General features: G+C 66.8%; 12 protein-coding genes. 5 read left to right on the forward strand and 7 right to left on the reverse strand.

The features are described from left to right. Positions 1-636 (reverse strand): cbb3-type cytochrome c oxidase subunit I (locus ACFXGJ_RS21790; protein ID WP_378624648.1); only part of this gene is annotated, 636 nt, incomplete at its 3' end. A gap of 172 nt (positions 637-808) precedes the next feature. Next, the gene (locus ACFXGJ_RS21795) at positions 809-1,645 is read right to left on the reverse strand and encodes a DUF427 domain-containing protein (protein WP_378624651.1); all 837 of its coding nucleotides are present in this window, start codon (positions 1,643-1,645) and stop codon (positions 809-811) included. Positions 1,646-1,810: 165 nt separating this feature from the next. Here ACFXGJ_RS21795 and ACFXGJ_RS21800 point away from each other — a divergent pair, with 165 nt between their 5' ends. The 4 genes from ACFXGJ_RS21800 to ACFXGJ_RS21815 all read left to right on the forward strand — a co-directional run bounded on the left by ACFXGJ_RS21800 (position 1,811) and on the right by ACFXGJ_RS21815 (position 5,670). Further along, the gene (locus ACFXGJ_RS21800; protein WP_378624654.1) at positions 1,811-2,887 is read left to right on the forward strand and encodes an ABC transporter substrate-binding protein; all 1,077 of its coding nucleotides are present in this window, start codon (positions 1,811-1,813) and stop codon (positions 2,885-2,887) included. Positions 2,888-3,142: 255 nt separating this feature from the next. Next, positions 3,143-4,792 (forward strand): GMC oxidoreductase, encoded by a 1,650-nt coding sequence (locus ACFXGJ_RS21805; RefSeq protein WP_378624658.1) that lies wholly within the window; start codon positions 3,143-3,145, stop codon positions 4,790-4,792. Between the two features lie 126 nt (positions 4,793-4,918). Beyond that, positions 4,919-5,194, forward strand: coding sequence for a hypothetical protein (locus ACFXGJ_RS21810; protein WP_378624661.1), 276 nt, complete (start codon positions 4,919-4,921; stop codon positions 5,192-5,194). Continuing rightward, positions 5,194-5,670: an NUDIX domain-containing protein gene (locus tag ACFXGJ_RS21815; protein ID WP_378624663.1), complete on the forward strand. Its 477-nt coding sequence runs from the start codon at positions 5,194-5,196 to the stop codon at positions 5,668-5,670. The genes ACFXGJ_RS21810 and ACFXGJ_RS21815 overlap by 1 nt, the downstream gene beginning before the upstream one ends. A 2-nt stretch (positions 5,671-5,672) precedes the next feature. Here the strand turns inward: ACFXGJ_RS21815 and ACFXGJ_RS21820 are convergent, their stop codons facing one another. The 5 genes from ACFXGJ_RS21820 to nrdH form a co-directional block, all read right to left on the reverse strand. Next, a complete protein-coding gene (locus tag ACFXGJ_RS21820) occupies positions 5,673-6,062 on the reverse strand; it encodes a VOC family protein (RefSeq protein WP_378624666.1) in 390 nt (129 codons plus the stop codon). 158 nt (positions 6,063-6,220) lie between these two features. Then, the gene (nrdF, locus tag ACFXGJ_RS21825; RefSeq protein ID WP_378422815.1) at positions 6,221-7,195 is read right to left on the reverse strand and encodes a class 1b ribonucleoside-diphosphate reductase subunit beta; all 975 of its coding nucleotides are present in this window, start codon (positions 7,193-7,195) and stop codon (positions 6,221-6,223) included. 37 nt (positions 7,196-7,232) lie between these two features. Further along, on the reverse strand, positions 7,233-9,419 hold the full coding sequence (gene nrdE, locus ACFXGJ_RS21830) for a class 1b ribonucleoside-diphosphate reductase subunit alpha (RefSeq protein WP_378624674.1): 2,187 nt from the start codon (positions 9,417-9,419) through the stop codon (positions 7,233-7,235). Then, complete coding sequence (gene nrdI, locus ACFXGJ_RS21835; RefSeq protein ID WP_378624676.1) at positions 9,377-9,835, reverse strand: class Ib ribonucleoside-diphosphate reductase assembly flavoprotein NrdI; 459 nt, start codon at positions 9,833-9,835, stop codon at positions 9,377-9,379. The genes nrdE and nrdI overlap by 43 nt, the downstream gene beginning before the upstream one ends. 23 nt (positions 9,836-9,858) lie before the next feature. Next, a complete protein-coding gene (gene nrdH / locus ACFXGJ_RS21840) occupies positions 9,859-10,092 on the reverse strand; it encodes a glutaredoxin-like protein NrdH (RefSeq protein WP_378624679.1) in 234 nt (77 codons plus the stop codon). Between the two features lie 443 nt (positions 10,093-10,535). On the opposite strand from nrdH, the gene ACFXGJ_RS21845 reads away from it, so the two are divergent. Continuing rightward, entirely contained in the window at positions 10,536-11,354 is an 819-nt protein-coding gene (locus ACFXGJ_RS21845; RefSeq protein ID WP_378624684.1) for a siderophore-interacting protein, read from the forward strand. Positions 11,355-11,405 lie beyond the last annotated feature (51 nt).

Consider the following 11,405-nt stretch of genomic DNA (forward strand, 5'->3'; position numbering starts at 1 on the left):
CCAGGTGAAGATCGGCATCCGGAACATCGTCATGCCGGGCGCGCGCAGGCAGATCACCGTGGTGATCATGTTGACGCCACCGAGGATGGTGCCGAGGCCGCTGACCGCGAGGCCCAGGATCCACAGGTCCGCGCCGACGCCGGGCGAGTGCACCGCGTCCGTGAGCGGGCTGTAGGCGGTCCAGCCGAAGTCTGCGGCGCCACCGGGGGTGATGAAGCCGGCGGTCGCGATGGTGGAACCGAACAGGTACAGCCAGTAGCTGAACGCGTTCAGCCGCGGGAACGCGACGTCGGGTGCGCCGATCTGCAGCGGCAGGATGTAGTTCGCGAAGCCGAACACGATCGGCGTCGCGTACATGAGCAGCATGATCGTGCCGTGCATGGTGAACAGCTGGTTGAACTGCTCGTTCGACAGGAACTGCATGCCCGGGACCGCGAGCTCCGTACGCATCAGCAGGGCCATCAGACCGCCGATGAGGAAGAACGCGAACGCGGTCACCATGTACATGATCCCAAGCACCTTGGGGTCTGTCGTGGTGACCATCTTGTAGATGTACGAGCCCTTGGGTCCCAGTCGCGCCGGGTAGGGCCGCTTGGCCGCTATCTCGGGGACTGGCTGGGGCGCTACGGCAGTCACTGATCCTCCTGAATGTGCCCTTGGTCGCTCCGCAGGCTCCGCTCTGGACATCCAGCCCCGGGCAGCGAGGCGAACGTCCTCATGGCTTGCGCTCTGAGGAATCGTAGACCGTCGCCCCGCGATCCGCGGAGTCGGTCCTACCCACTGTCGTACTTCGTGTCGCGTATCCCCGTCAGCCCACCTCTGACCAGGGCGTACGGGGACGTTCGATCGGTGCGCCGTCGACGCTGACGTCGAGTCGCTCTTGATAGAAGGCGACCAGGCCGGCGATCTGCGGGCAGTCGGGCAGTGGCATTTCGTAGCTCCACGCGACGTCCGTTCCGACCTCGCCGACCCCGTCGACGGAGTAATACGACGCCGCACCCTTGTAGGGGCAGTAGCTGCGGGTCGCGGTGGGCACCAGTGGAACGCGGACGTCCTCGCGCGGCAGGTAGAAGCGCGTCACGGGAAGCAAGGTCTCGAACACCACGGAGGGCCGGTCCGACTCGGCGAGGACCAGGCCCTCGATCTCCATTCGGACCCGACGGGAGCTGCGACGGACGTCGACCCGATGGAAGGGATCGCGCGGATGACCGAGGATCGGCTCGTCCTCCTCCCACCAGTCGAAGGCCTCGGAGTCCAGCAGCACCAGCTTGGACAGCACCTCGTCCGCGGGCCGGAACGCGGCACCCGGGTACACCGCGTCGTCGGTGACGATGTCGAGCGCGGTTCCGTGGCAGGTGTGCGCGACGAAACCGACCCCGGGGCCGAGGGCCGGGCCGGCCTGTTCGTCCAGGTACACCGGCATCTGTGTGCCCTCACCACCCGCGGCCGGGGACAGCGTGCCGTGCACGTCGCGGATCGGCACCGCGTACACCGGGACCACCCGGCGCGGCTCCCACACGAGCACCGCACCGAGGGAGTCGGCCACCACCCGGTCGCCACTGCGGGCGCGGATCCGCTTGCCGGTGGGCAGGTACCGGAGCTCGCCCAACTCCTGCATCAGCCTCTTGCGCATCGAGACGGCCATGCCCTCCATGGTGCGCGCCGCGGCCGCCGGAGGGCCACTGAATCGACGCCGGAGTATTTGCTAAGGTTGCCCTTACCTAACTGTCTCGGGAGTCTTCGTGGGCATTCGGGGTCGACCTACACCGCGTCTAGTCTCGAATCGCCCACTCGTCAGGAGGATCCACCCATGCGCAAGACCGCGCTCATCCGCCGCCTCGCCCCAGCGGCCCTGCTCACGGCCGCGACCGTGGCGCTCGCCGGCTGCGGCGGGTCCACCACCGACAACGCCGCGAGCAGCATCGTGCGCAGCACCACCAGCGTGGCGGGCGCGGCCGTGCTCGGCAACGATCGGGCGGACGAAAATGTCTGCGGCCCAACCGCTCCCGTCGACCCCGAGGGCGTCACCGGGCCCGTCCGCAAGGTCGCGCACGCGGCGGGAGAGACAGAGGTCCCCGCCGACCCGCAGCGCGTCGTCGTCCTCGATACCGACAAGCTCGACACCGTCTGCGCCCTCGGGCTGCAGGACCGGCTGGTCGGCGCCGCGGTGACCGGTGCGGTCGGGGCGCAGCCGAAGTACCTCGGCCCGAAGATCGCCGGGCTCGAGCCTGTCGGCACCCTGCAGCAGCCCGACATCGAGAAGATCGCGACCCTGCACCCGGACCTGATCCTGGGCTCGAAGTTCCGCACCCCCGAGCTCTACCAGCAGCTCAGCGCCATCGCGCCGACCACGTTCACAGAGAATGTGGGCACCACGTGGAAGGAGAACATGGTGCTCGACGGCACCGCGCTCGGCCGCGGGGCCAGCGCTCGCCAGTCGCTCGACGCCTACCAGGCCGAGGCCACCGAGACGGGGAAGTCACTGAACTCGTCGGAGACTCAGGCGTCGGTGGTGCGATTCATGCCCGGCGCCATCCGAATTTACGGCCCGGACAGCTTCTCCGGCCAGGTGCTCGCCGATGCCGGCGTGCAGCGCCCGCCGTTCCAGCGCCTCGAGGGCGCCCAGGACCGTCGCTTCGCCGAGATCAGCGAGGAACAGCTGTCCAAGGCGGAGGGCGACATCATCTACGTCAGCTTCTACGGCGACGAGGCGCAGGGGCAGGGCGTGAAGGTGATGGAGGGCGGACTGTGGGAGGGCCTCGGCGCGGTCAAGGACAGGCGGGTGTTCAAGGTCGACGACGAGATCTGGATGACCGGCATCGGCGTCGTCGCCGCCCGCGGCATCCTCGACGACCTGAAGGCGTCCCTCAACGGCTACGCCAACTAGGGCATGCCTCCCTAGTCTGACCAAGCCTGTGCGGCACCGTATTCGGTGACCGATCCCCGGTCGTTCATCGGCCCGTGGCTCGATCCCACCGACCGACCGCGACGACGTCGACGGGCTGCTGTGAGCGGCGGGAGCTTTCGGCGAGGTCGCGGATGAACCGTGCGATTTTGTTGGTCGGTCGTCGCATCCTGCAACGTTTCCGGCCCAACGCGAGGCAACGCCCTCGCCCGGCCGTGGGCGCGTATCTTCCACCGAGTGACCACAGCAGAGTTTGCAGCACGCGCCCCGCACAGCCGACGATCCGTCCTTCGCGGGGCGGCCCTGAGCCTCGGAGCCATCGCCGCGGGATCCATTGTCGGACCGTTGGCCAACGCGCAGGTCGGGGCTGCACCGACGGCGCTGCGCGGTAAGACCGCGATCGTCGTCGGCAGTGGGTTCGGGGGCGCGGTCGCGGCACTGCGCCTCGGCCAGGCCGGTGTGCAGACCACGGTCCTCGAGCGCGGTCGTCGCTGGCCCATCGCTCCCGCCGGCGACACCTTCTGCACCATCAACGAACCGGACCGCCGGTCCGCCTGGTTCGCCGACCAGCCTCCGATCAACCCGCTGACCAAGTTCACGCACATCGACCGCTACCCCGGCCTCATCGACCGGGTCAAGGGCAACGGCATCGACGCGCTGTACGGGTCGGGGGTCGGCGGCGGCTCACTGACGTTCGGCGCGTTCACCCCGCAACCGCGGCGTAAGGACTTCACCCGGGTCTTCCCCGCCCGGATCGACTACGACGAGCTGGATCGCACCTACTACCCGCGGGCTCGGAAGATGCTGGGCACCTCGCCGCTCCCGGCGGACCTGCTCGCGCATCCGAACTACCGGGGCGCGCGGGCCTGGCTGGACTACATCAAGGACTTCGGCGGCGAACCCGTCCTGCACGACTTCTGCGTGGACTGGGACGTCGTCCGCGACGAGCTCGCCGGGCGCAGACCCGCGTCCTACTCGATCGGCGAGGGCCCGTACGGCACCAACTCCGGTGCCAAGAACAGCGTCGACCACAACTACCTGCCTGCCGCTGAGGCCACCGGCAACGTGACCATCCTGCCGTTGCACGAGGTGGTCGAGATCCGCGAGGTGTCCGGTCAGGACCGCTTCGAGGTGTCGGCCAAGCGGATCGACGAGACCGGCGCGGTGCTCGAACACAAGACGTTCGTCGCCGACTTCGTGTTCATGGCCGCCGGCTCGTTCTACACCAGCTCACTGTTGGCCACCGCGAAGGCGAAGGGCACCCTGACCAGGCTGAACGACAAGGTCGGCAAGGGGTACGGCAACAACGGCGACTTCCTGATGTCGCGAGTCCTGTTGCGCCGCGACTGCGGCGCCAAGCAGGGCGGACCGGGCGTCGCCGTCATGTACGACGACGACAACCCGGACGGGCCGGTCTCCATCTCCTGGGAGGCCTCGCCGTTCCCGGACGTCGCCGGTGGCGGCACCATGGCCAACCTGATCCAGGTGATCACCGACGAACGCGGCAGCGTCGACTACAACCCGGCGACGGGCCGCGCCGAACTCAACTACCCGTTCGGCGAGGCGAACAGTGACGTCGACGCGCGTGGTAGGAATTTTGCCGGCCGCTTCCACGAGCGCACCGAGACCCGGCTGGGTTCGCCCGCGACCGGGATACCGGTCTACACGCGGCTGAGCGACTTCGGCTCGGGCTGCACCTGGCACGGACTCGGCGGTGCGGTGATGGGGCAGGCCTGCGACTTCGAGGGCAAGGTCGAGGGGTACTCGAATCTCTTCGTCGTCGACGGTGCCCTCCTGCCCGGGTCGACTGCGCTGGTCAACCCGGCGCTGACAATCACCGCAGTGGCCGAACGTTGCCTGGACCGCTTCGTGCAGTCCCGATCGTGACGCGCCACCGATTCGACAGCGTCGAGGGCCGCACCACATCAAGTGGGAACTAGGGCATGTCTCCCTAATCTGACCAAGCCTGTGCGGCACCATATTCGGTATGGTGCCGCACGAATGTGGTCAGCGATGACCAGTGGGCGATTGTCGAGGCCCTGTTGCCGTCCTCGGACGGCAACAGGAGTCACCCCCGAGGGCACGTTCCCGTCCGCCGAGACGTCCGACGGCAACATGGTCGGCACCGACGCGATGACCCGAATCCGGTTCGCGCAGTTGGACACACCGGCGAAGGCGGGGACCTCCGACTTCACCGACGTGCCCGCCCGGTTCGCGGCGCCGCTGCAGCCGAGCGTGTTGCTGCCGTACTCGGGTCAGCAGGCGGCCCCGGTCAGCTTCCGGTACTGATGCCGGTCCCCGAGTTCGTCACGGCGCTGCGTGCGCACGTCGGGCACGCCCCATTGTGGCTGTCCGGCGTGAGCGCGGTCGTCGTCGACGATTCCGGCCGAATCCTGTTGACCCGCAGGGCCGACAGCGGCCTGTGGGCGGTGGTCTCCGGAATCCTCGAGCCCGGCGAGGAACCGGGTCCGGCGGCGCTGCGGGAGGTCCTGGAGGAGACCGGCGTCGTGGCCGAGCTGGTCCGGATCACCAGCGTCGACACCGCCGGTCCCATCACCTACCCGAACGGTGACGTCGCCAGCTACCTCGACGTGTGCTTCCTGGCCCGCGCGCTGTCGGGCGACCCGCACGCCGCCGACGAGGAGAACCTCGAGGTCGCCTGGTTCGCGCCGGGCGACCTGCCGGAGGAGCTGACCGACAGCTCGGCCCGACGGATCGCCCGAGCGCTGTCCGGACAGCCGCAGGCCTGGTTCCACCGCGACTGACCTCAGCTGGGAGCCGCGAGCTCCCACAGGCCCATGATGTTGCCCTCGGTGTCCTTGAAGTACGCCGCGAATCCCATCTCGCCGACCGGCTGCTTGGCCTGAATCGTCTGACCGCCCAACGATTCGATCTTCGCCAGGGCGGCGTCGATGTCGGCGACGTCGACGGTGATCACCGGCCCCTGCGGCGAGTCCGCGCTGCGCTCGAACATGCCACCGCCGATGTAGCCGGGTTCGGCGGGCATCCCCGACTCCGCGGCCGGCCCAGTCGAGACGATCGTGTAGTCCAGCTCGGGCATCTCGACGACGTTCCAGCCGAATGCCTGCTGATAGAACTCCCGGGCGCGGGCCCCGTCGCCGAACGGGACCTCGAAGTGCACAACCTTGCCGCTCATCGTCTCTCCTCACCAGAAGTGAAACTCAGGACGATGCCGACGCTAGCCTCACCCCTCGGTACCCACAACGCCCGAATGTCACATCGGTTCACTTCAGCTGAACCGATGTGACATTCGGGCGGTCGTGAGTGGGGGTGCGAGCCACCGAGCGGGGTGGGCTAGAAGTCCCAGTCCTCGTCCTCGGTGTTGACGGCCTTGCCGATGACGTAGCTCGAGCCCGACCCGGAGAAGAAGTCGTGGTTCTCGTCCGCGTTCGGGGACAGCGCCGACAGGATCGCCGGGTTCACGTCGGTCTCGTCCTTCGGGAACAGTCCCTCGTAGCCGAGGTTCATCAGCGCCTTGTTGGCGTTGTACCGCAGGAACTTCTTGACGTCCTCAGTGAGCCCGACCTCGTCGTAGAGGTCCTGGGTGTACTCGACCTCGTTGTCGTAGAGCTCGAAGAGCAGCTCGAAGGTGTAGTCCTTGAGCTCCTCGCGCTCGGCCTGGGTGAGCTGCTCGAGGCCCTTCTGGTACTTGTAGCCGATGTAGTACCCGTGCACCGCCTCGTCGCGGATGATCAGCCGGATCAGGTCCGCGGTGTTGGTGAGCTTGGCGCGCGAGGACCAGTACATCGGCAGGTAGAAGCCCGAGTAGAACAGGAACGACTCGAGCAGCGTCGAGGCGACCTTCCGCTTGAGCGGCGAGTCACCGTTGTAGTACTCGAGCACGATCTCGGCCTTGCGCTGCAGGTTCGGGTTCTCCTCCGACCAGCGGAACGCGTCGTCGATGTCGCGGGTGCTGCACAGAGTCGAGAAGATCGAGCTGTAGCTCTTGGCGTGCACCGACTCCATGAACGCGATGTTGGTGTACACCGCTTCCTCGTGCGGGGTCAGCGCGTCCGGGATGAGGCTGACGGCGCCGACGGTGCCCTGGATCGTGTCGAGCAGCGTCAGGCCGGTGAACACCCGCATGGTGAGCTGCTTCTCGTTCGCGGTCAGGGTGTTCCAGGACGGGATGTCGTTGGACACCGGGACCTTCTCCGGCAGCCAGAAGTTGCCGGTGAGGCGATCCCACACCTCCGCATCCTTCTCGTCGGGGACGCGGTTCCAGTTGATCGCCGACACGCGATCAATCAGCTTGATCTTCTGGCTCACGATTTCCTCACTCCGTTCGAACGATCGACCACCGGCGCTACAGCATGCACGAGACGCAACCCTCGACCTCGGTGCCCTCCAGCGCCATCTGCCGCAGCCGGATGTAGTAGAGGGTCTTGATGCCCTTGCGCCACGCGTAGATCTGCGCCTTGTTGATGTCGCGGGTGGTGGCGGTGTCCTTGAAGAACAGCGTCAGCGACAGGCCCTGGTCCACGTGCTGGGTCGCCGCGGCGTAGGTGTCGATGATCTTCTCGTACCCGATCTCGTAGGCATCCTGGTAGTACTCCAGGTTGTCGTTGGTCAGGTAGGGCGCCGGGTAGTAGACGCGGCCGATCTTGCCTTCCTTGCGGATCTCGATCTTCGACGCCACCGGGTGGATGGAGCTGGTGGAGTTGTTGATGTACGAGATCGAGCCGGTCGGCGGGACGGCCTGCAGGTTCTGGTTGTAGATGCCGTGCTGCTGCACCGACGCCTTGAGCTCGCGCCAGTCGTCCTGGGTGGGGATGTGGACGCCGGCGTCGGCGAACAGCTGCCGCACGCGCTCGGTCGCCGGCTCCCACACCCGGTCGGTGTACTTGTCGAAGTACTCGCCCGAGGCGTACTGGGACTCCGGGAACCCGGCGAAGTACGTGCCGCGATCCTTGGCGATCTCGTTCGAGGCCCGGATCGCGTGGAACACCACCGTGTAGAAGTAGATGTTCGTGAAGTCGATGCCCTCGTCGGAGCCGTAGTGGATCCGCTCGCGGGCCAGGTAGCCGTGCAGGTTCATCTGCCCGAGACCGATGGCGTGACCCTCGTCGTTCGCCCTCCGGATCGACGGGACGGAGTCGATGGAGGTCTGGTCGGCGACCGCGGTCAGCGCACGGATCGACGTCTCGATGGTCTGCGCGAAGTCCGGCGAGTCCATCGTCTTGGCGATGTTCAGCGAACCGAGGTTGCAGGAGATGTCCTTGCCGATGTGGCTGTAGGACAGGTCGTCGTTGAAGGTCGACGGCGTGGAGACCTGCAGGATCTCCGAGCACAGGTTCGAGTGGGTGACCTTGCCCGCGATCGGGTTCGCCCGGTTCACGGTGTCCTCGTACATGATGTACGGGTAGCCGGACTCGAACTGCAGCTCGGCGACCGTCTGGAAGAACTCGCGCGCCTTGATCTTCGACTTGCGGATCCGCTTGTCGTCGACCATCTCGTAGTACTTCTCGGTGACGTTGATGTCCGCGAACGGCACCCCGTAGATGCGCTCGACGTCGTACGGCGAGAAGAGGTACATGTCCTCGTTCTTCTTCGCCAGCTCGAACGTGATGTCCGGGATGACCACGCCGAGGGACAGCGTCTTGATGCGGATCTTCTCGTCCGCGTTCTCGCGCTTGGTGTCGAGGAAGCGGTAGATGTCCGGGTGGTGCGCGTGCAGGTACACCGCGCCCGCGCCCTGGCGCGCACCGAGCTGGTTCGCGTACGAGAACGAGTCCTCGAGCAGCTTCATGATGGGGATGACGCCCGAGCTCTGGTTCTCGATCTTCTTGATCGGGGCACCGTGCTCGCGAACGTTGCTGAGCAGCAACGCAACTCCGCCGCCGCGCTTCGACAGCTGCAGGGCCGAGTTGATGGAGCGGCCGATCGACTCCATGTTGTCCTCGATGCGCAGCAGGAAGCAGGACACGGGCTCGCCGCGCTGCTTCTTGCCCGAGTTGAGGAACGTCGGGGTGGCCGGCTGGAAGCGGCCGGCGATGATCTCGTCGACGAGCTTGGTGGCCAGCTTCTCGTCGCCCGCGGCGAGGGTCAGCGCGACCATGCAGACGCGGTCCTCGAAACGCTCGAGGTAGCGCTTACCGTCGAACGTCTTGAGCGTGTAGGAGGTGTAGTACTTGAACGCGCCGAGGAAGGTCGGGAACCGGAACTTCGCCGCGTAGGCGTGGTCGATCAGTTCCTTGACGAAGTTGCGCGTGTACTGGTCGAGGACCTCACGCTCGTAGTAGTTCTCCTTGACCAGGTAGTCCAGCTTCTCGTCCAGGTTGTGGAAGAAGACGGTGTTCTGGTTGACGTGCTGGAGGAAGTACTGGTGCGCGGCCTCGCGGTCCTTGTCGAACTGGATCTCGCCGTTCGGGCCGTACAGGTTCAGCATCGCGTTCAGCGCGTGGTAGTCGAGCTCCCCCGCGGACGCGTCGGGTCGTGCCGCAGCGCGCTCTACACTCCCAGCCGGGGCTGCGTCTGTGATTGTCGGTGCCACTGTTCACTCTCCATGAATTGTTCGAGCCCGTCGCGGACGGCCACTACGTCGTCGGCGGTTCCCATGAGTTCGAAGCGGTACAGGTACGGCACCTGACACTTCTGCGAAATCACGTTTCCGGCATAGCAGTACGACTCGCCGAAGTTCGTATTGCCGGCAGCGATCACTCCGCGAATGAGGGAGCGATTGTGCTTGTTGTTGAGGAATCTGATGACCTGCTTGGGCACGTAGCTCGTGTCGCGTCCGGTCACTGTCGTCCCACCCCCGTAGGTGGGCAGGATCAGGACGTACGGTTCGTCGACCTCGAACGTGCCCTCGCGGTCGTGGAGCGGAATGCGCGTCGCAGGCAGCCCGAGCTTCTCAACGAAGCGGTGCGTGTTCTCCGACGCGCTGGAGAAGTAGACCAGCGCCGTCATGGCCGATCATCTCCGTACGGTCTTCAGGCGGCGGCCGTGGACAGCGACTTGATCCGGTCCGGGCGGAAGCCCGACCAGTGATCGTCGCCCGCCACCACGACGGGGGCCTGCAGGTAGCCGAGCGCCATCACGTAGTCGCGGGCCTCCGCGTCCTCGGTGATGTCGACGATGGAGTACTCCATACCGGCCTTGTCGAGCGCCTTGTAGGTCGCATTGCACTGAACGCACGCCGGCTTGGTGTAGACGGTGATGCTCATCTAAGTCCCTCTCTCCCCTGGCTTACGGAACCGATCAGAGAACTGTGTCGCTCGGTACTGCGGGTAACTCGGTACTGCCTCAACACGGTGAAAACGGCCTCGCCGTCGTTTCGGGCTTCCCCGCCCGACTCGACCCGCTGGTTAACCAGCGAAATCTTGACGAAACTGTGATGTCTATCTCACCTACTGGAACAGCGCCCTGGCCTGCAGTTCTCGACCGTTCCGGCTCTGCCCTCTCGGTGTTCTAGACACTACACCTAGTGGCCGACATATCCCTAAGGCGCGAGATGTTGTGAACCACAAAGCTGGAATTCCCAGGTCGTAAGCCTCCGGCCGGGCCGCAATCACCCCCTCTCCGGCGTGTCGCAGCTCACATTTCGGCCGCTCGGCGGCCGGGTCGGGCGTCATGTGCTGTCGAGCCAGCAAACACCTATGGTGAGGCGGTGCCGCCCCCCGACGAACCACAGTTTCGCGCCCACGTGGCCTCGACCGGCCGGCTGTCCCCCAGCCTCCGGCGGATCCGATTCGCGGGTGCCGGACTGTCCGACTTCTCGTCCAGCGGCGACCCCGACGAGCGGGTGCTGATCGAGTTCGACGGCCACCGGCGCAGCTACACCGTCCGGCACTGGGACCCCGCCGCCGGCACCGTCGACGTCGACTTCGCGATCCACGCCGGCGGGGCCGCCGCGGCCTGGGCCCGCGCGGCGACCGTCGGTTCACCGGTCCTGCTCTCCCGCGCCAAGGGCTGGTACCACCCGCCGGCGGATGCGAACTGGCAACTGCTGCTCGCGGACCTGAGCGCGCTGCCCGCCGCGGCCCGCATCGTCGAGAACCTGGCGCCGGCGACCGCGGTGCACGTGATCGCGGAGGTTCCCGACGCCGGCGACGAGCAGCACTGGGTCACGACGGCCGACCTGACCGTCACCTGGCTGCACGGCACCGGCAACGGGCACGGTCCCAGTGCCCTCCCCGATCACCTGGCCTCCCTTCCGCTGCCGCCGGGTCCCGGGTACGTCTGGTCGGCGGGCGAGTCCGGAGCCTCCCGGACGATCCGCGCACACCTGCGCCGCCGGCTCGGGTGGGGCGCCGACCGGTTCGACGTGATGGGTTACTGGCAGGCCGACAAGGAACGCTGGCTGGCCCGATACCGCGAGGTCGAGTCGCGGATCGAGGAGCTCACCGCCCGGGAGCTGTCGTCCGGCAAGAGCTTCGACGAGGTGCGGGACGCGGTCGACGCAGCGCTCGACGAGGCCGGGCTGTAGCGGTTTCTCCCAGGCACGACGATGCCCGTCGGACCCGGTTCGCACCGGGTC

The organism is Rhodococcus sp. NPDC059234, from assembly GCF_042754225.1.
Classification (GTDB): domain Bacteria; phylum Actinomycetota; class Actinomycetes; order Mycobacteriales; family Mycobacteriaceae; genus Rhodococcus_G.